The following is a 19,110-nucleotide window of genomic DNA, read 5'->3' as shown; positions in this document are numbered from 1 at the left end:
TGAGTGCCCTTTACCGCCTCTGTCTTCGTCTGCCTGCACGCTTAGGCAACGTGCCGAAGCTCATCTGCTGCCATCAACACGTAACTCAGGAGCCCTCGGCACACCCGAACCTCTGGCACACTGGCCACCACAAGCAACTCAAGCCTATTCAACTCCCATAGACCGGCGCCGCTACCATGCCGTCGTGCTGCGGGCGCTCCAGATACAGCACTAAGACTTGTGAGCACTGACGATTTCCGCAGACTTTGGCGATTACTGCCCTACTTCGAGAGACCTGTCCTTGCTCCAAACGAACGTTCCCGGTACTTCTTACTGCATCACCGAGAAGCTGTCGTGCAGTGTGGCTGTCGAACTGTTGCCAACCCACACGTCGAAGTCGGAAGGTTCTACAACCCATCCATTCTTCGCGGCGCTCCAATAGTTTCGCTCATCGCGGCCGATCGTGAAGCTGACCTCCTGTTTTTGCCCCGGTTGTAGCGTAATACGACGGAAACCCTTCAACTCACGAACGGGTCTCGATGCCGAACCGAATCGCTGATGCAGATAAAGCTGCACCACTTCGTCGGCTGCCCTTGCGCCAGTATTTGTAACCGTGACCGTTGCCGTGATCGATCCGTCCAAGGGAGCGGTTTTAGCGCTCAGGCGAAGATCGGAGATTGAGAAGGTCGAATAGCCCAGCCCATACCCAAAGGGGTAAAGAGGTGAGGTGGGAGCGTCCCAATAGCGGGAGGTAAAGTCCGGCGAATCGTAAGGCTTATGCGAGGTGGTATGCGCGTAATAGATTGGAATTTGCCCACCGGTTCGTGGCCAGGTAACCGGCAGCTTGCCCCCGGGTACCGCATCACCCACCAGAAGATCAGCAACTGCATTCCCTGTCTCCGTGCCTCCAAAGTAACAATCCATAATCGCTGGAATGTGTTCTGAAGCCCACGAGAGATCGAGCGGACGGGTGCTGAAGAGCAGCAACACGACAGGTTTACCAAGCGCTTGAATCTTCTCGAGAAGTTCCAGTTGCTTGCCGGGAAGACTGAGCGACGAACGCGAGGAGTACTCGAAATCCATAACGCTTAGCTCGCCGAGGGTCATGATCACCACGTCAGATTTCCCGGCCAACTGCAGCGCGCCCGTCATCTGGCGGTCCGCCTCTTCGGGACTCCAGGGCGTCTCTATCTTGGGCCCGATAAAGCCATCGAATGAAGAAGGAAACGCCTTGGCTATCTGCACGCCCTCTGCGTATTCCACGTGCGAATCGGGTAGCTTTGCGCGGATACCGTCGAAGACAGAAACTGTATCTTCTGCCTTGGCAGTCAGGCTCCAGGGTCCATTCATATCGCCCTTGCTATTGCCCAGCGGCCCGATAACGGCAATATGCTTTGTAGTCTTTGCCAGCGGCAGCAGACTGCCTTCGTTCCTAAGCAACACAACAGAACGTGCAGCTGCGGTTCTCGCCATCTGACGATGCTTCGCAAGCATCTCGGCGTGGGTCTGTTCCGTAGCATCCGCATACGGGTTCTCAAAAAGCCCCAGATGATATTTTGCTGCGAGGATAGGGCGGACAAGATCGTCAAGCTGAGTTGGGGTTAGCTGCCCCTGATCAAGCAGAGACTTCATATGCGCGAGGTAGGTGGCGCTGCTGATGGGCCCCGGTAATTTTGAGCCAGGAGAAATGTTAGTCTTCGACCAAATCTAACCCTATGGCTGAGGAGGATTTGGATGAGGAAGAGACGGTTCACGGTAGAGCAGATGATTGGTGTGCTGAAGCAGGCGCAAGTAGGCGTTCCTGTCGCGGAGGTGATCCGCAAGGCGGGGATTAGCGAGCAGACGTACTACCGGTGGAAGGCGAAGTACGCTGGCCTAGAGGTGGACGAAGTTCGCAAGATGGCTCAGTTACAAGAAGAGAACCTGCGTTTGAAGCAGCTTGTTGCAGAGCTAACGCTGGACAAGACGATGCTGCAGGATGTGCTCTCAAAAAATGGTGAAGCCTTCGCGGCGTGGGCCGATGGTGGAGCGGCTGGTTGGAAGCTACCTGGTAAGCGAACGGCATGCCTGTCGTGTTCTACGCGTCCCTCGAGCGACCTACCGCTACCGAAGCTGTCTCGATCCACGGACTGAACTGCGGATGAGGATCCGCGAGATCGCTCAGGCAAGAGTGCGTTATGGATACCGCAAGATCCGCGTGCTGTTGAACCGCGAAGGCTGGGATGTGGGCAAGTACTTGGTGTACCGGCTGTACAAGGAAGAAGGACTGACGCTGAAGAGGATGAAGCCTGCCGGGAAGCGGAAGGCATCTCGAACTCGTGAGGATCGGATCAAGCCTACGGCTCCGAACGAAGCCTGGAGTATGGACTTCGTGATGGATCAGCTGCAGGATGGAACGCGGTTCCGCGCCTTGACGATCGTGGATGTGCATACGAGAGAAGCTGTAGCGATTCAAGTAGGACAGAGCCTGAAAGGAGACGATGTTGTGCGGACACTGAACCAGTTGAAGCTAGACCGTGGCGTGCCGAAGGTGCTGTTCTGTGACAACGGCAGCGAGTTCACCAGTCAGGCGATGGATCTATGGGCTTATCGCAACAGCGCTAAGATCGACTTCTCCAGACCAGGCAAGCCAACAGACAACGCCTTCGTTGAAAGCTTCAACGGAACCCTGCGAAGTGAATGTCTGAATATCCACTGGTTCCTCGATTTGAAGGAGGCAAGACACCTGATCGAAGCATGGCGGCAGGAATATAATGAGAGTCGTCCTCACGCAGCTCTCGATGACAGGACGCCGAGCGAGTTCGCCAGCCAGATCGCGGCTAGCCGCGATCTGGCTGGAACCTAAACAGGTCGAAGACTAACTCTGACCTTGGTACAGGAAAATTAGGCCCTTCAATGAACGCGCTACACTAACTCCTCACTGGCACAAAAGATCGGGCAAACCAACCCCTTCGACACCTTCGACTCGAAGGGTTATAACGACTATCCCTTCGGCCACGAATTGGCGTCCCGCTAGATCTCTGAAAGAGCACTCAAGCGGCCATACCTGAACGCCTCTGCGTTCAAGTATGCCGCTGTATTGCGAACAGGGAGTCTTCGTAACTCAAAAAGTGCTTTCAACGATACGTGGCAGCAATTGAAGGTCTGCAACATGAATTACGCACCAGTTTTGCATTCCTCTGAGGAATAGTCGGTATTCCCAAGGTTGCCAAATCTGATTCGGAACTCACACATCAGATTAGTGTCTGGCAGGCCGAATGGCTGGCGGTCAGTTGATCAGCGAATCGATCAATCATTTTTCATAAACCAAGGAGATCCATGTCTAAGTTAGCAAACAAAGTGGCACTTGTTACCGGCGCTTCTAGAGGTATTGGCGCAGCGATTGCGAAGCGTCTGGCTGCCGATGGTGCAAACGTAGCCTTCACGTACGCCAAGGGCGCCAGTGCGGCCTCGGCTGTAGTCAAGGCGATTGAACTCGGCGGCGGAAAGGCCCTTGCGATCCAAGCAGACGCTGTTAATGTCGAAGCGGTCAAAGCCGCGGTCGAAAAGACCGTCGCGACCTTCGGCCGGTTGGACGTACTTGTGAACAACGCCGGCACGGCCATTCCGAAGCTGTTCGAAGAGGCGACGCTGGAGGAGATGGACCTCGTGATCAACATCAACATTCGTGGTGTATTCGCCGCGAGTCAGGCGGCGCTTAAGCACTTGGGGGATGGGGGCCGAATCATCAACGTCGGTTCGTGCGTGGGCGAGCGTACTGCTGCACCCGGGCTCGTCCCCTATGCAGCCACGAAGGGAGCAGTCAAGATGTTTACTCAGGCGCTGTCCAGAGAGGTCGGAAGCCGGGGCATCACGGTCAACAACGTGCAGCCGGGTCCGATCGATACGGATTTAAATCCTGCCTCGGGTGATTGGGCGGTACCGCAGAAGGCCGCTACAGCGCTCGACCGCTATGGGCGCGTTGAGGAGATCGCGGCAATGGTGGCGTTCGTCGCCGGCCCTGAATCTTCTTACATCACCGGAGCGAATCTGACCGTTGACGGCGGAATGAATGCATAAAGCAGCACAACTCTCATTTAGCCCAGATCTGCCTTAAGAAATGTGTCTCCACGCAGATATGGTTGCGAGCCGACAACCTAACGTGAATCGGCTCGCTTTCAATTTAAGGAATCGCACTCGTTCTATCAGCTGCCGCTCTTGGCGCCGACTTCAAGGCGAATGAGAGCGCAGCCTCCACAGGCTTACGGAGGGTGCTGCGAGTTGCCGAAGCTACTCATCTGCTGCACTGGATCGCTCGCGTGCACGATGCTCTTTCCGTAACGAACGCGCAGTATCCGTTCCTGGCATATGGAACGGACTGGTTGGCCTTCGCCCACTTTGTGCTCGCTCTTTTGTTTGTAGGGCCGTACCAAGATGCCGTACGCAACAAGTGGATCATTACGTTTGGTTTGATTGCGTGCGGAGGGGTTATTCCACTCGCTCTCATTGCCGGCCATGTTCGCGGCATTCCGGTCCCATGGCGACTCATTGACTGCAGCTTTGGCGTCTTGGGAGCCATTCCCCTTGTGCGTTGCAGAATGCTTATTTCAGAAGTAGAGCAAAGGGAAACAGTGGCTCAAATCTGATGTGAATTAGGTGCTGTCGATCCCGCTCTTTTCAGTCTCCAATTGTCGGCGAGGGTGTCGTTTCTATTACTGATCTTCTGTTTCTCGGCGACCACAAATTGATTATCCATCTCATCTCCTCTGCTGCATATGACAACGTACGTTTCCATGGATGTGACAACTATCGTTGTCGATTCATCTAAATTGTGAAAGAGTGGAAATAGGATCGTTTTGACGGGTGAATCTTCCTGATGCGACGCCCACCCGTTGATCCAGTTCCGGCACAGTTTCGGAGGTAGAGCGTGAAGCAATGGTCTGAAGACAATCCAAAAGCAGCTCTGATGGAGCAAAAGCGCACAGCTATTGTGGCTGCGGCGAGGCGGGCGTTCCTGGATAGCGGGTACGCCCAGACTTCGATGGACGGCATCGCGGAGTTGGCGGAGGTTTCGGTCAAGACAATCTATCGCCACTTCGAGAACAAAGATGAGTTGTTCAGCGCCGTGATGCAGGCGGTATGCCACGACAACGGAGTCGCGCCCGGAGAACAGAACGTAGCATCTCTCGCTTTGAGGTACCCATGGTTTGACGATGCCTCCGTCCAAGGTCTAACGGCTGGAGGGAAAGAGTATCTCGACCATGTGCTCTCGGACGAGCAACTGTCCCTTTATCGCGTAGTGACCCGGGACGCACATCGTTTTCCCGAACTCGGTCGGCGATATCAGAGGGAAGTGGTGAGCGGAAGGACCGAGATATTTGTGAAGTACATTGACCGTTGCGCGCGAACCAACAAGTGGAAGGTCAAGAGTCCGCGGAGTGCCGGAAACGTCTTTGAGGCGCTGCTTCGGGCCGGCCTCTTTGAAGAGGTACTGCACGGGATAAGAACTTGTGAAAAGAAGGACATCGTCGCGCATGCTCGCTTGGTTGCGAACGTAATGTGGAAGCTGATGCAGGTTGAGGTACTCTGAGCGCCGATCTTAAGTTGCTTTGCTTTGATGCCGTTCAGTAGATCATCAGATCATCTGGGGCGACGACGAAAGCAATCACCCAATGACAACTGAGAGCAAGCCACATGGACGAAAAGTCGCCATTTCGGACAAGAGCCGGTTTTGCGGACAAGTGGCCTCTCGCCGACTGGGTTACTAAAAATGAAGCAGTGCTAGCGGGACTATTGGGTAAGCCATGTCTACCCTTGTCCTGAACTGCGATTTTCTCATTTCGGGACCAGCGCGCCGAACTACTACTAGAAGATCCCTCGGGCGAAATCAGCCCCCTTAGAAGCAGACAGGTCGGTGGTCTTGTATGAGGAAGAAGTTCGTAAAGTCCAGGCAGTCCTAATAAGCAAATTTCAGAGAAAATTGAATTTGGCGAGAACTTCCAGCAGTGCGGTTGATGAGGCCGAAGCCTGATCCAAGGATCGTGTTCGCGGGAAGGCCCAGATTGGCGATGTTGAAGATGTTGAAGAACTCAGATCGAAACTGTACATCAACGAGCTCGCTTCCCGACTTTCGTTTGCCCATCGGCGTGTCTTTCACGAGTGATATGTCGAAGTCGTAATATGCAGGTCCACGGAAGGTATTGCGGCCAAGAGTGCCGAAACGTCCCTGATTAGGACCAGTCCCCCCGACCAAGTTGATTGGGATGGAGAAGAAAGAAGCATTATTTGCTCCACGCCCGAAGTAGTCTTCGCGTCTTGCACGTGCTGTTGACAGATCGGGTGTAGCAATCTGATCCGGGCGGTCTGAGTTTGCCGAGCCTACGCCGGTTTGCTGAATTCCGGAGTACACCGTGAAGGGCGTCCCACTCGAAATGCTGGACACGCTGATGAGCTGCCAGCCTTCTGTGACCTTCTTGTTGATCGCATCCAGAAAAGTGACACTCTGAAACGGAAGCTCTTGCGCCAGGCTCAGCGAAAAGGAATGCGTTTGATCGAAGGTAGACGGACCGCGTTCTGGATGCGTATCAAATGGGTTTTGCGGGGCAGCCTGAGCGATAGCGCCAACGGTGCTCGTTGCCGATGTTCCACTTACCGTGCTGGTATCGTCGATGGATTTGGAGTAGGTATAGCTTGCCTGAATTCCCGGTCCACCGTGCCCCGTCGGACCAGCGGCTGAAAGCTGAAGCGCGTTATAGTTCGAGTGCGAGGTCGGCGTAGCAATACTCTCGGTTCCGAAGCCGCCAACGGGAACGCCGGCTGCATTGAACTCCGTAAACCGCGCGACTCCAGCTATGGCGCCAGGATAGGCATTCGGGAACGAAATCCGCGACAGTTTCCACGCTGTTGTTCCAACGTAGTTTGCTGAAACTGTGACGTTTCCTAGCGACCGCTCCAGCCCCAACGTCCACGTTGCGAGTCCCGCGTTGCCGAATCCTCGGCTGATCGCTTGCACGTTGAGTGGCGAGGGCTGACCGGATAGCGCTGCGATGTCTTGCTCCAGCCTCGCTACATCAAGGACGGTGTTTGCCGGCACAGCCTTCGTTCCATTCGCAAAGATGTTTACTCCGGCAGGGGTGTAAGCGGTCAGCGGTAGTGAAGACGGGATCTGAAAGCCGTATGAGATCTGTTCACCTGGAGCTGCTGTGACTCGCGGATAGATGACGAAAGGAAGACCACCGGTCAGGTTGTTATTCTGCCAGATGTTCGGCGGGATGGTAGTTAATCCAGCCGCGGCATGGCCACGGAAGTGATCGCTGAAGCGGTAGTCGAGCTCTACACGCGGTCCCCAGTTGTTCATGTCACTGCGATAACGGGGATGCTGAGGATTAATCATGAACTCCTGGCCGCCATCCGGCGTCGGGTAAACTCCAGACGTGCGCTTCTCACGGTCCGAGATGGGTGTGTAGAGCTCGTAACGCAAGCCATAGTTAAGTATGATTCGCGACGTCGCTTTCCAGGAGTCTTCGGCATAAAACTCGAAGGCGTTGCGACTGTCGGCCGCAGGACCAATGTTCTGCCCATTGGAGAAGTCTGACGGGGCAACGGCCCGAGTGTAGGCAAAAGGGCTGCCAGTGAGCAGAGCCGAAAGCGTGTCGGGCAGCGGGTCACCGACCCGGATGTTGTGAGTGCCACTTTGTGATGCAATCGCAACTGGCGAGTAGGACGTCCCGCCCCCGAAATCGTACTCGCCGTTCGGTGATATACCGAAATAAGTGGAATCCCGGTTCAAACGGACGTCTACACCAGCTTTGAAAGCATGGCTGGTTGTGGTGATCGTCACGTTTTCTCGGCCTTGAAACAAATTGCCAAAGGCACGCGTAACTGTGCCGCCGGGAGCATTGAACGGTTCGAAGAGAGCATCGTTAAACTTAACGGCTGGGTCAGTTGTGTCGGTCGTCGGGAAGGCCGGCGTTGTCCGCTCAAAGCTCAGTGACGACTCGAAGACCAGGTGCGGTGAGACCGTACGCACCCAGGTGACAACTCCGTTTCGTTGCCTGTCCATATAGACCACACCGAAGTTCGGGTCGATGACAGTCTGATCCGGGTTCGTGATCGGACCGTCCAGATTGTCCAAAGTGAACCGTCCGAAGATGTGGTTCTTCGGCCCTAACTGGTAGTCGATCCGAATAGAAAATTGATTGGCGTTGGTCACAACCTTGGAGGAGGTGGCGTACGTATTCGCTCCGAACGTGCCTCCAGTAAAGTTCGGAAGAGGATAACGAGCGAGCACCCCAGCGATGGAACTATTGACCGGTACGATGAGCGTGTCGCCAGGAAAGGCGCTCGTATCTACTCCTGTTCGCTGCTGCGCCGTAGGCACTGACAAGACCTGCGTCGTGCCAAGGACTTGACGGAAGCCTTGATACTCCCCGAAGTAATATGCCTTACCGCGACCGTCGTAGACGTGTGGGATGAGAATCGGCCCACCGTTCGTAAAGCCGAACTCGTTTCGCTTGAATGGCGGGATGCGCCCAGGATTTGCTGGTGAGGAGAAGTCGAAGTAGTTACGCGCGTCCAGGGCGGAGTTTCGCAGGAACTCAAACACCGAACCGTGAAGTGCGTCCGAGCCGGACCGGGTGAGGACGTCTGTGAAGCCCGAGGCCCCCGGCCGATCTCTGCGGGCATGACGCCGGAGAGAGACTGAAGTTCGAGCACGGCATCGACGTTGAAATTGGTAAACGTACCTCCGCCAAGCTCCGGGTCGCTCGAATCAGCACCGTCAAGCGCAAATGTAGCTTCCACGCCGCGCTGCCCATTGATGGCGAACTGCTGGGTGAAGTTGTAGGCCCCGCTCGAATCGGCGGCAGTCCCCGCCGCAAGCAGAAGCAGTTGGCTGAAGTCTCGCTTATTGAGAGGGATTTCGCTGACGGCTTTGCTGGTCAATTGTTCGCCACCAGCCGCTGCCTTCTCCTGCTGAACACCAACGGATAATCCACCATCTCCCTGAAGCGTAAGCGTGACCGCCGCCTGCGCCGAAATCTTAATGTCCGCACTGCTTCGATATACCCGCCCATTTATAACCACAGAAACGTGGTAGGTCCTCGGAAGCATCGAGCTAAAGAGGAACACTCCGTCTTGGTCGGTCGCTGCCTCTTTGTGTTCATTCCCCGCGTCGAGTTTCACCGTCGCTTGCGAGATGTGTTGGGCGGTTTTGTCTTGGAGCACGCCGCGCCATGCCAGAGTCGGCGCCGTTTGACTCCAACCATCTCCAGCCACAACAAGAAGAACAGAAAGCAATATTGTGCGCGGATACTTGCCGATCAAGGCCAGCCTCGCGTTTGCCCAGCGACGCATGTGTTCCTTTCAGGTGCTGCAAACGAGGGCAGCGCCTCGTCCGCCTCTATGACGACCAGTTATTTTTGAAGTCAGTATGGAGAGTCAGTCCCCCATCGACATAGAGAGTCTGCCCCGTGATGTAGGCTGCGTCATCGCTGGCCAGAAACGCGAAGACGCCAGCGATCTCCACTGCCGACGCGGAACGACCGAAAGGGATGTGACTTTCAACCTTCTTCCGAACCACCGGATCGTCCGTCCACGAAGCGTTGAGCGGTGTAATCGTCGCTCCCGGCGCAACCGCGTTCACACGAATGCCGCGATCCGAATATTCAAGCGCCAAAGTGCGCGTGAGATTGCCTAGACCGCCTTTGCTTACCGAGTAAGCCAGGAACTCAGGCTTCGGGACCAACTCGTGATTGGAAGAGTTGTTCAGAATAATCCCGGCCCCCTGCTCGACAAACAGCTTCAGGGCTTCCCTGCTGCAAAGAAACGCGCCTCGAAGATTCACCCCAAGCACTTGATCGAAGTCGCTTGCAGTGAATTTGTGGGAGGGGTTCTGGCGATTGATCCCCGCATTGTTGATCAGGATGTCGCAGCCGCCAAGAACATCTCGCATGTGCTCGAAGCCCGCGATGACCTGCTTCTCATCAGTAAGATCGACACGCATTCCAAAAGCGAACCCGGGAAAGCGACCGTTCAGGCGATCCACTGTCTCAGTGATGACCGAGTCCGCTACTACATCGGTCAGCAGCACAGAAGCCCCTTCTTGAAGGAAGCGTTCCGCGACCGCTCTTCCGATTCCCTGTGTAGCACCTGTGACGAAGACGCGCTTCTTGCTAATACCCTTCATGGTCATCTCCTTGCTAGTTGAGCGGGCGGCGAATCCCCCGATCTGGCGGCACGATCGAAGTTTCAATGCGTTGCAGGAGCAGCTTGATGAAGCCGCAATCCTCTCTCTGAAAGGGCCGTCATCGCGGAGGCTGGCGCGTCGGCTTCTACCACCACATCTGCAATCGAATCGATCTCCGACACCTTGTGTGCGGCAACCGACTCCAGCTTTTCATTCAGGACAGCCACGGCTACTGAACCCGCCATTTGAATCAACGTCCTCTTCATTTCGGCATCGTCAGCATCGAACGCTCCCAGCCCTTCGTTCGCGTGAATAGAGCACACGCCGAGTACGAGCAGGTCTGGGCGCATCCCCGCAACCTCACGCATGGTACGGCCCCCGAGGGCAGCTCCAACCTCTCGATTGACGCTGCCGCCAATCAACAGCAGTTTGACCGCGGACTTTCCCATGACGCACGCGGCAATCGCAGGATCATGGGTCGCGACGGTGAGGGGAAGATCGTGGGGCAACACGCGTGCAAATTCCAGGTTGGTAGAGCCGGCGTCGATGTAAACGAACTGCTTCGGTCGAAGCAGCGTCGCTAGCATTCTCCCTAATGCTTCTTTACGATCGTTCGACTCGCCTACGCGCACAGCGATCGGCGTCGAGGCCGGGGAAATCACCACGGCACCACCGTAGACTCGTTGGCAGAGGCCCCGCGCGGCAAGCTCGCGCAGGTCACGACGGATGGTGTCTTCCGAGGTCGAAAACTCTTCTGCCAAAGCGGTGGCGTTTACCTGCCCATCTCGGTCAAGGCGGTCCAGGATCCGTCTCTCCCGATCCGCTGGGAGAGACGAGTTTTTTCCGACTTTGCTAGAATCATGCACAATCATGTATTGACCATGCAACATCAGGCATGTATTGTCAAGACCAGAACAAATTTCACGGTTACATCGCGGTCAGTTCTCGTGAGCTGCGAAGGCACGAGCACACGCTGTGGAAACCCTGCAAAGAGGAAGGATGCAGAAAATGAACCTTTGGAGCAGTCTAGCCCGGCTGACAGGTTTTTGTGCGGGGACGTTGGGTCTACTGACCGCTATTCCGTTTTCGATCGCTCAGATTGCGCAACCCTGGATGGATACGAGTCTTCCCCCGAAGCGCGGGCCGAGATGGTTCTGAAGCAAATGACGCTGGACGAGAAACTCACTCTGCTGCACGGCAACGGGATGGCTCACGCTTCACAGTGGCAGATGCCGAAGACCCATCTTGCCAACGGGGCGGCGGGATATGTCGAGGGTATTCAGCGGCTCGGCATCCCTCCGCTATACATTTCAGACGCCGCGTACGGCGTGCGCGATAGTGGAGCGAACGGGCGCTATTCAACAGCCCTGCCTTCCGCTCTTGGGGCGACGTCGAGCTGGGACCCTCAAGCAGCCTGCAAATACGGTGCACTCATCGGGCGAGAGGTGCGCGCGCAGGGCATGAACATGACTCTCGGCGGTGGCGTGAACCTAACCCGCGAACCGCGAGATGGGCGAACCTTCGAATACGCAGGCGAGGATCCCTTACTTGCCGGAACAATGGTCGGCAATCTCATGAAATGTGAGCAGGCCGAATATGTCATCGGTGATATCAAGCATTACGCGATGAACGATCAGGAGACAGGCCGCAACATCGTCAACACCATTATCTCCAAGCGAGCGATGCAGGAGAGCGACTTGCTTGCCTTTCATATCGGGATCGATATCGCGCATCCCGGGGCGGTCATGTGCTCCTACAACCGCATCAACGGCGATTACGGATGCGAGAACTCATACTTGCTGCGTGACGTACTCAAAGGAGAGTGGGGCTTCGAAGGCTTCGTCATCTCCGACTGGGGCGGTACGCACAGCACGGAAAAGGCCTCTGCTGCAGGGCTCGACCAGGAGCAGCCTATGGCCGACTTCTTCGGTCCAGCCCTCAAACAAGCCGTCGAAGCTGGCAAGGTTCCAATGACCCAGATCGATGGCCACGCCCGCCGTGTACTCTACGCTGAGTTTCTCTCCGGCATCGTGGATCATCCTGCGGAAAAGAGCGTCGTGGATGTCCAGGGTGGGTTCGATACGGCCCAGCAACTCGAAGAAAAGAGCATCGTGCTCTTGAAAAACGAGAATGCCATCCTTCCGCTCGACCCAGCCAAGGTCCGCAGCATCGCCCTTATCGGCGGCCATGCTGACGTCGGTATGCTCTCCGGCGGCGGCTCGGCCCAGGTAGATCCTCCCGGCGGGAACGCCATCATGCCTCCCGGCCAGGGCGCGACCCACTGGCAGGACCATATCTGGTTTCCAACCTCTCCGCTGAAGGCGCTTCGTGCAACGCTGCCGAGCGCAAAGATCGAGTACAACTCAGGTGAGGAACTCGCCTCGGCAGCGGCGTTGGCGAAGTCGGCCGATGTGGCCATCGTCTTTGCCTATCAATGGCAGGCCGAAGGCATGGACCTTCCCACTCTGGCTCTCCCTGACAATCAGGATGCGCTCATTCAACAGATAGCGGCGGCCAATCCGCATACCATCGTCGTCTTAGAGTCAGGTACGGCTGTGATCATGCCGTGGCTCGACAAGGTCGCCGGTGTCGTTGAGGCTTGGTACGCCGGCAGCAGCGGACATAAGGCTCTGGCCAATGTACTCTTGGGCGACGTAAATGCCACAGGCAAGCTGGCGATAACCTTTCCGAAGAGCGACTCCGATCTGCCCCATCCTGTCATCCCGCCTCTCGCCCCTGAAGACAAGGGTGCTGGCACGGGAGCGGTAGACGATCGCGCGCATGTGGAATCGAAATATGCAATCACCTATGACGAAGGTCTGAAGGTTGGCTACAAATGGTACGAGGCAGAGCACAAGCAATCGCTATTCGCGTTCGGATTCGGCCTGTCTTACACCTCGTATGCTTATTCCGGTCTGACCGTTGATTCGCATGCAAGGGCGGCACGATTCACCGTCAAGAATGTCGGAAAGCGTGCAGGTACTGAAATTGCAGAAGTATATGCAAGGCTGCCTCAAGGTTCAGACGAGTCTTTCAAGCGGCTGGCTGCTTGGAAGCAAATCGCACTGGCTCCGGGTGAATCGCAGACTGTCACCGTTGCGATTGATCCGCGAGTATTGCAGACATTCGATGAATCAAGCGATCGCTGGAAGCTCGCCACAGGAGAATATGAAGTCCTCGTTGGGCCATCCTCAGACAACACACCCCTGAAAGGACACCTTCAGGTTCGCTAAAGACGGTCGTAGCCCAAGGCGCTTGCTTCACGCACAAGGAAGGCAAACGCCTCGGGACTCGCAACCACGAGCACGGCGAATGCCGTATGGATTCCCCTACAGTTCGTTTATCAGCGTCGAATCAAGGAGAAATTTCGGATGAACAACGTATCAGCTTTAGATCGGACCAATGATGCAGTCCGAGCTGATCGAACAAGCAGTGGAAAGACCCATTTTGAAGTGCTGGACGGCTTGAGAGGAAGCGCGGCATTTCTGATTGTCATTTCCATCTCTTCAATTACGCATTTGGCTTCAACTCCCCTTTGAGTCTGTTACGCCACGCATACCTGGCAATCGATTTCTTCTTCGGGCTTTCCGGCTTTGTCGTCGCTTATGCATACGATGACCGTTGGACGAGGATGTCGATCCCCCAATTCTTCCGCATTCGGCTCATCCGGCTCCATCCTCTGGCACTCTTGGGCGCGACTTTTGGGCTTCTGGGCTATCTCTTCGATCCCTTCGGCAAGGCTATAAACCACACTCCAGCCCCGCTATTGCTGCTGGCTTATGTGACCTCATTGCTGCTATTGCCTTCACCTCCAGTCGGGGGAAGGCCAGAGGAAACTCAGGCGCTCAATGGGCCAGCTTGGTCACTCATGCAGGAGTATCTCGGAAACATCGCGTACGCTCTAATTCTTCGCAGGCTCCGTGCGATCAGCCTGGGGATCATCTTTGGGTTGTCTGGACTGCTTCTTATCTGGGTTGCGAATACGAAAGGTTCGCTTGATGGAGGCTGGGGATATCCGGTGATTTGGATGGCGCCCTTGCGGTTGACGGTTTCCTTCGTCATGGGGCTTTGGCTCTACCGTGTTCAGGATCGTATTCGCCGCCCCAAAATTGGACTTCTGGCTCTTTCGATCGTTCTTGTAGTGGTTTTCCAGATGCCGAAATTTCCCGATGCCGGCGGTCTTTCTCTAAACGGTCTCTACGACGCAATGTGTGTGATCTTGTTGTTTCCCCTCATCATTCTTTGTGGAGCACACTCTGAAGCGGGCGCGGGCATGATGAGGCTTTGCAACTTCAGCGGTAAGCTCTCATATCCCCTCTACATCACCCACATCCCGTTCGTATATGTGCTTGCGAACTTCGCTCATACCCGAGATCCAGGCAAGACAGTGGTGCTGACCTGGATTTTCCTGGTTCTGCCATTTGCGATCACGGTGGCATGGATTGCGCTGAAATATCTGGATGAGCCTGTTCGTGCTTGGCTGACCCGTCGTTACGGCATCAAGCGCACGAACGCATAGCCGAACCGACATGGGTTAGGCTTGCGTTAGAGAAATATCCCTGGGTCATCGCACGGCGTGCTATTTCCCCAGAGGGTCGAATCGCTGTCGGAGTACGTGGACAGGAGCGGCAACAACGGTGGGGTGGGTTCATGAGGAAGGAGCAGATAGTGAAGACGATCGCTCCATGGCATCTGCGCTCAGGTCTGGCGAATACGGTGAGGCTTAGTCTTCCAGCAATGCAGGCACTGCGTTTCCTGGAGATCGAGTTGGCTCGCTCACTAACGATCGGGGGCCAGGCGGGAGCGTTGGATATGAGCTAGCCAGCCGTGCACCTGTCGTCACGCGAGAAAGTGATCTTGACCTCGTAATCAGTGCTCCAGGTCGCTTTGATAGAGATTTCGCTCAGCATTTGTGGAAGAAGATCGCTCTAGCGCCGGCTAAGGTTGACGTGCGAATTGAGACACCCTCGTGTGGGTTCTCTTTGGAAGAATATGTTCGCAGGAACTCTGAGAAGCTCCTCGTTCGTACTTCGATGGGTCCCCGACTCACAACCGACCCATGGAATCAACTGGCAGGGGGCAATGAATGAAGGTCGCATTCCTGTTCCCTGGGCAGGGTTCTCAGGAGCCTGAGATGCTTCACCACCTCATATCCCATCGAGCGGCGGAAGAGGTGTTGCAGGAGATGAGTCAAACTTTGGGCTTCGACGTCCGAGTTGCCGACTCGGAGAATGCTCTCAAGTCGACAATATCTATTCAACTCGCGCTTCTGGCCTCAGGGGTCGCCACGGCGCGTGTCCTGATACAGAGTGGGGTGCAACCCATCGCGGTTGCCGGTCTATCGATCGGAGCTTTTGCTGCTGCAGTGGTCGCGGAAGCAATCTCCCTTAGCGATGCCACCAAACTGGTACGGTCTCGTGCCGAAGAGATGGAGATGATGTATCCAAGCGGCTACGGTTTGGCAGCGCTCATTGGTCTGAATGAGACTCAAGTCAGTGGACTCGTCAAAGCCGTCAGCAGTGAAACTGATCCAGTGTTCGTGGGGAACATCAATGCTCCGCGACAGATCGTGATTGCTGGCTCTATCGACGGGATGAAAGAGGTGTTAAGCCGAGCTGTCGAGTTGGGAGCACGCAAAGCTGAGCTTCTACCTGTCTCTGTTCCATCTCACTGCCCGCTATTGCAACCGATCGCAAAATCTCTTCGGGAACAATTGCGATCGATGCAAATTCGTGATCCGCAGTTCGTCTATATCTCCAATGTTAAAGCGAGAGCTATTCGTTCCGCAGTCGGTATTGCAACAGATCTGGCAGACAACATCGCTCACGGAGTGCGATGGCACGACGCTACCAGTGTGGCGCAAGAATTAGGTTGCCAGCGTTTTCTGGAAATGCCGCCCGGCCATGCTTCGAGCGACCTCGTCCGCGAGAATCTGTCGGAGGTCGAGGCATTTCCCGTCGTTTCTGGCAGCATAGATAGGCTCTTCAAACGTGCTCAAAGCTGAAGTCGTTAATGCCACTTGCAAGCGCTAGCTCGGCTGACCCTGGAGAAATACCTTGAGCGGAGTTCGTGTCAGCACACTACCGAGCAGCAAACCATCAAGGAGAACGACCTTGAAAAAGGTTGGCGTCACCCATTTTGCGCCATCCGCATTTTGCACATTCCAAAAGAGTTGGAAGATCGCCTCTAATCAGCAGGGCAGCGCACGACCAATACGCGACCGTAGTCATAAAGCGACATGTTATTCAAAACAAGTTATTTACCCAAAACACGTGAAAGCCTCCCGTCCGGGGAGGCTTCCGATTTAGGATCATCTGGGATGATTGCCTCACTAGGTTGTTCCCATTGTTCCCGCTCAACAAATCGACGGACTTCGTCCGTATGTTCCAAAAACGTTCTCCGCTACACACGGACTACACGAAAGAGACCGCGAACGTGAAACGCAGGCGCGAAGGTTAGCGACTCTGAATTCGACTTAGGGAACCTCTGCGTAGGCGTCTGACTTTCTGGGGTCAGGGAGTGGGCATGGAAGATGCGCGGGTTTTGGTTGGTTTGATGCTGTTGGAGGGCTAATTGGAACGCGCATCCGCCCGTTTTCCGGGGCTTCCAGGCGCACTACTGCCCAAGGACTGCCAGACGTTTGCGGTGCAGGTACAGGTTCACCAGCGCGAAGTTCGCGCACAGGCGGTGATGGTTCTTCGCGATGCCTCTGTATCTCACTTTGTCGAAGCCGAAGATGCGCTTCAGGATCCGGAACGGATGTTCTACCTTGGCCCGCACCCTCGACTTACTCCGGTTCTTCTTTTTCTGTAACTCGTCGACATAGTTTTTGAACTTCGTCCGCTTGCAGGTCATGTCCTGTGCCTTCGGAGCGGCCTCTTGGATGGCGTCGGTCTGGCCCTGATAGCCGCCGTCGCCCCACACCTTACGCTCTTGGCCGTGCAGCAGTTCCGGTAACATGTGGCAGTCCGCCACGCTGGCTGCGCTCGTCGCCACAGAGTGGACGATGCCCTCCCTCGCGTCCACGCCGATATGCGCCTTCAGGCCGAAGTACCACTGGTTGCCCTTCCTGGTCTGGTGCATCGCCGGGTCGCGCTCGCCACTCGCGTTCTGGGTCGACGAAGGCGCATGCAGGATGGTCGCATCGACAATCGTGCCCGTCGCGATCCGGATGCCCCTGGCATCCAGATGCACGTTCACCGCATCCAGCATCAACCCGCCCAGCTCGTGCCTCTCCAGCAGATGACGGAACCGCAGGATGGTCGTCTCATCCGGCGCAGGCGCAATCCCAAGGTCCACGCCAACGAACCGCCGCAGCGCCGCAGACTCGTACAACGCCTCTTCCACCCCAGGGTCCGACAGATTGAACCACTGCTGCACAAAGTAAGTCCGCAGCATGATCGCCAACCCTACCGGCTGCCGTCCCTTGCCCGCCTTCGCATAGTGCGGTCGTACCAGGGCTTCCAGCGCAGACCATGGAACCACCTGCTCCATCTCGTCCAGAAACAACTCCCGCCGACTCTTCCGCCCGTACTTCTCAAACACACCCTGACTCGACAGACTCTGCTGCTTCATCGCAATCTCCTCGCAGCTATCAGATTAATCAATCAGGCAAGCGATGCAGAACTTGTGCAGACTCTCCTTAGATGTCCGAGCGGAATGTCGAATTATCATCGGAACACCGCGCCAGGGTTTCTCCATAGATCAGCATCGGTATTCCCAGTCGAAGCGTATATATATATGACTGGCGTCTGAGAACCACCGCTATGACAATCCAAAAACGTGGTGCGATAGCAGGCAGATTGTGTAATCTTTTGCTTGCGGAGTTCGGCTCCGCTAACAGCTAAAATCTTGCGAACATTTGGAGGAATATGAAACCTTCCCTTGCACTTCCTCCATCAAAAAGCATCGATCGAATATACTTCTCATGTTCGTGAGCGTTTTTCTATCTGCCTGCAATTCGAATAGGGTACCACCCAAACCAAACGTTCAAATCACGCTAGTCCCCGCCGCCAATCCTGGAGGTCCGGTACAACTGGACTTTATCGAAGGACGGGCGAACGGCGCCAAACCTGGTCAACAGATCGTACTTTACGCACGCAGCGGTATTTGGTGGATTCAACCTTTTGCGAATCAGCCTTTTACGGAAATCCAACCCGACTCGACGTGGAGGAATTCGACCCATCTCGGCACCGATTATGCGGCGATGCTAGTTGAGCCCGGCTTTCATCCGGCTACGAAGCTTCCGGCTTTACCTGCAGAAGGCAACGGCGTGGTCGCAATCGCTACTTCGAAGGGCATGCCTGCTGCACCGATTGTTTCTAAGGTCATCCACTTTAGTGGATATGACTGGGGCGTGCGTAACGCGGCGAGCGACCGAGGAGGGCAACCCAACTCCTACGATCCATCGAACGTGTGGACCGATAAGAACGGCTATCTGCATCTTCGCATGGAGGAGCATGATGGCCTATGGACATGTGCCGAGGTGAGTCTGACCCGCAGTCTGGGTTATGGTTCGTACATCTTTGTCGTTCAGGATACCGGTCATTTTGGCCCATCTGCTGCTCTGGGGTTGTATACAAATGATGACTTTCGAACGGATGAAATTCCTGGTGAACTTGACATCGAATTGAGCCGCTGGGGTATTGCAGACAGCAAGAACGCGCAATATGTTGTCCAACCTTTTTATGTCCCTGAAAACGTCTCTCGATTCACGGCCCCGGCCGGAGTGCTGACCCACGTGTTACGTTGGGAGTCCGGACGCGCTTCCTTTAAGACTGTCCGCGGATCGGGGATAGGCCCCGGAGCCGCGACCATTAGTGAACACATCTTTACCTCGGGGGTTCCGACTCCTGCCAAGGAAACGGTTCACATGGGCTTGTACAGTTATCGACCTACGAAGACTTCATCTCAACAATCGGTCGAGGTTGTGATTGAAAAATTCGAATTCCTACCGTGAAAACGTG

The 19,110-nt window shown here is 55.5% G+C and carries 15 protein-coding genes and 2 pseudogenes; 11 read left to right on the top strand and 6 right to left on the bottom strand.

Going from position 1 to position 19,110, the window contains the following annotated elements; translation table 11 throughout:
* Positions 1–309: 309 nt before the first annotated feature.
* Positions 310–1,611: a glycoside hydrolase family 3 C-terminal domain-containing protein gene (locus RBB80_RS01155; protein WP_433966529.1), complete on the bottom strand. Its 1,302-nt coding sequence runs from the start codon at positions 1,609–1,611 to the stop codon at positions 310–312.
* Positions 1,612–1,713: 102 nt separating this feature from the next.
* Between RBB80_RS01155 and RBB80_RS01150 the strand changes: the two genes are divergently transcribed.
* From RBB80_RS01150 to RBB80_RS01140, 3 genes are all read left to right on the top strand, one after another.
* A protein-coding gene (locus tag RBB80_RS01150; protein WP_433963841.1) for an IS3 family transposase occupies positions 1,714–2,824 on the top strand; the annotation gives its coding sequence in 2 pieces (ribosomal slippage) (positions 1,714–1,967 and positions 1,966–2,824; 1,113 coding nt in all).
* 473 nt (positions 2,825–3,297) lie between these two features.
* A complete protein-coding gene (locus RBB80_RS01145; RefSeq protein WP_433966528.1) occupies positions 3,298–4,038 on the top strand; it encodes a 3-oxoacyl-ACP reductase family protein in 741 nt (246 codons plus the stop codon).
* A gap of 847 nt (positions 4,039–4,885) precedes the next feature.
* Positions 4,886–5,548 carry a TetR/AcrR family transcriptional regulator gene (locus RBB80_RS01140; protein WP_433966527.1) on the top strand — a complete coding sequence of 221 codons (663 nt, stop codon included), beginning with the start codon at positions 4,886–4,888 and terminating at the stop codon, positions 5,546–5,548.
* Positions 5,549–5,914: 366 nt separating this feature from the next.
* Here RBB80_RS01140 and RBB80_RS01135 read toward each other — a convergent pair whose 3' ends face one another.
* The 4 genes from RBB80_RS01135 to RBB80_RS01120 all read right to left on the bottom strand — a co-directional run bounded on the left by RBB80_RS01135 (position 5,915) and on the right by RBB80_RS01120 (position 11,016).
* Positions 5,915–8,338, bottom strand: coding sequence for a hypothetical protein (locus tag RBB80_RS01135; RefSeq protein ID WP_433966526.1), 2,424 nt, complete (start codon positions 8,336–8,338; stop codon positions 5,915–5,917).
* Positions 8,308–9,312: a carboxypeptidase-like regulatory domain-containing protein gene (locus RBB80_RS01130; RefSeq protein WP_433966525.1), complete on the bottom strand. Its 1,005-nt coding sequence runs from the start codon at positions 9,310–9,312 to the stop codon at positions 8,308–8,310. The genes RBB80_RS01135 and RBB80_RS01130 overlap by 31 nt, the downstream gene beginning before the upstream one ends.
* A 46-nt stretch (positions 9,313–9,358) precedes the next feature.
* The gene (locus RBB80_RS01125; protein ID WP_433966524.1) at positions 9,359–10,144 is read right to left on the bottom strand and encodes an SDR family NAD(P)-dependent oxidoreductase; all 786 of its coding nucleotides are present in this window, start codon (positions 10,142–10,144) and stop codon (positions 9,359–9,361) included.
* Positions 10,145–10,206: 62 nt separating this feature from the next.
* Positions 10,207–11,016 (bottom strand): DeoR/GlpR family DNA-binding transcription regulator, encoded by an 810-nt coding sequence (locus RBB80_RS01120; RefSeq protein WP_433966523.1) that lies wholly within the window; start codon positions 11,014–11,016, stop codon positions 10,207–10,209.
* A gap of 136 nt (positions 11,017–11,152) precedes the next feature.
* Between RBB80_RS01120 and RBB80_RS01115 the strand changes: the two genes are divergently transcribed.
* The 7 genes and pseudogenes from RBB80_RS01115 to mdcH all read left to right on the top strand — a co-directional run bounded on the left by RBB80_RS01115 (position 11,153) and on the right by mdcH (position 16,148).
* A complete protein-coding gene (locus tag RBB80_RS01115; RefSeq protein WP_433966522.1) occupies positions 11,153–11,302 on the top strand; it encodes a hypothetical protein in 150 nt (49 codons plus the stop codon).
* A complete protein-coding gene (locus tag RBB80_RS01110; RefSeq protein WP_433966521.1) occupies positions 11,293–13,377 on the top strand; it encodes a glycoside hydrolase family 3 C-terminal domain-containing protein in 2,085 nt (694 codons plus the stop codon). Before RBB80_RS01115 ends, RBB80_RS01110 begins: the two co-directional genes overlap by 10 nt.
* Positions 13,378–13,679: 302 nt before the next feature.
* Positions 13,680–14,663, top strand: a complete 984-nt coding sequence (locus tag RBB80_RS01105; RefSeq protein ID WP_433966520.1) for an acyltransferase family protein — start codon at positions 13,680–13,682, stop codon at positions 14,661–14,663.
* Positions 14,621–14,770, top strand: a pseudogene (locus RBB80_RS01100) (hypothetical protein); the annotation flags it as partial. The gene RBB80_RS01105 and the pseudogene RBB80_RS01100, both read left to right, overlap by 43 nt.
* 42 nt (positions 14,771–14,812) lie before the next feature.
* Positions 14,813–14,965, top strand: coding sequence for a hypothetical protein (locus tag RBB80_RS01095; RefSeq protein WP_433970123.1), 153 nt, complete (start codon positions 14,813–14,815; stop codon positions 14,963–14,965).
* A 26-nt stretch (positions 14,966–14,991) separates the two neighbouring features.
* Positions 14,992–15,234: pseudogene (locus RBB80_RS01090) on the top strand (phosphoribosyl-dephospho-CoA transferase MdcG domain-containing protein); the annotation flags it as partial.
* Positions 15,231–16,148: a malonate decarboxylase subunit epsilon gene (gene mdcH / locus RBB80_RS01085; RefSeq protein ID WP_433966519.1), complete on the top strand. Its 918-nt coding sequence runs from the start codon at positions 15,231–15,233 to the stop codon at positions 16,146–16,148. The pseudogene RBB80_RS01090 and the gene mdcH, both read left to right, overlap by 4 nt.
* 611 nt (positions 16,149–16,759) lie before the next feature.
* Here the strand turns inward: mdcH and RBB80_RS01080 are convergent.
* The gene (locus tag RBB80_RS01080) at positions 16,760–17,719 is read right to left on the bottom strand and encodes an IS5 family transposase (protein ID WP_433964127.1); all 960 of its coding nucleotides are present in this window, start codon (positions 17,717–17,719) and stop codon (positions 16,760–16,762) included.
* A gap of 286 nt (positions 17,720–18,005) precedes the next feature.
* Between RBB80_RS01080 and RBB80_RS01075 the strand changes: the two genes are divergently transcribed.
* Positions 18,006–19,103, top strand: coding sequence for a glycoside hydrolase family 16 protein (locus tag RBB80_RS01075; protein WP_433966518.1), 1,098 nt, complete (start codon positions 18,006–18,008; stop codon positions 19,101–19,103).
* Positions 19,104–19,110 lie beyond the last annotated feature (7 nt).

Source organism: Tunturiibacter gelidiferens (assembly GCF_051013345.1).
Taxonomy (GTDB): domain Bacteria; phylum Acidobacteriota; class Terriglobia; order Terriglobales; family Acidobacteriaceae; genus Edaphobacter; species Edaphobacter gelidiferens_A.
Note: the sequence above shows the minus strand (reverse complement) of the source record. Positions and strands in the feature narration are given on the sequence as shown.

What these genes read in the sequence shown, in the direction of transcription:
- RBB80_RS01155 (WP_433966529.1), bottom strand. Translation starts at nt 1,611, where the DNA reads ATGAAGTCTCTGCTTGATCAGGGGCAGCTAACCCCAACTCAGCTTGAC.
- RBB80_RS01145 (WP_433966528.1), top strand. Translation starts at nt 3,298, where the DNA reads ATGTCTAAGTTAGCAAACAAAGTGGCACTTGTTACCGGCGCTTCTAGA.
- RBB80_RS01130 (WP_433966525.1), bottom strand. Translation starts at nt 9,312, where the DNA reads ATGCGTCGCTGGGCAAACGCGAGGCTGGCCTTGATCGGCAAGTATCCG.
- RBB80_RS01125 (WP_433966524.1), bottom strand. Translation starts at nt 10,144, where the DNA reads ATGAAGGGTATTAGCAAGAAGCGCGTCTTCGTCACAGGTGCTACACAG.
- RBB80_RS01120 (WP_433966523.1), bottom strand. Translation starts at nt 11,016, where the DNA reads ATGATTGTGCATGATTCTAGCAAAGTCGGAAAAAACTCGTCTCTCCCA.
- RBB80_RS01115 (WP_433966522.1), top strand. Translation starts at nt 11,153, where the DNA reads ATGAACCTTTGGAGCAGTCTAGCCCGGCTGACAGGTTTTTGTGCGGGG.
- RBB80_RS01110 (WP_433966521.1), top strand. Translation starts at nt 11,293, where the DNA reads ATGGTTCTGAAGCAAATGACGCTGGACGAGAAACTCACTCTGCTGCAC.
- mdcH (WP_433966519.1), top strand. Translation starts at nt 15,231, where the DNA reads ATGAAGGTCGCATTCCTGTTCCCTGGGCAGGGTTCTCAGGAGCCTGAG.
- RBB80_RS01080 (WP_433964127.1), bottom strand. Translation starts at nt 17,719, where the DNA reads ATGAAGCAGCAGAGTCTGTCGAGTCAGGGTGTGTTTGAGAAGTACGGG.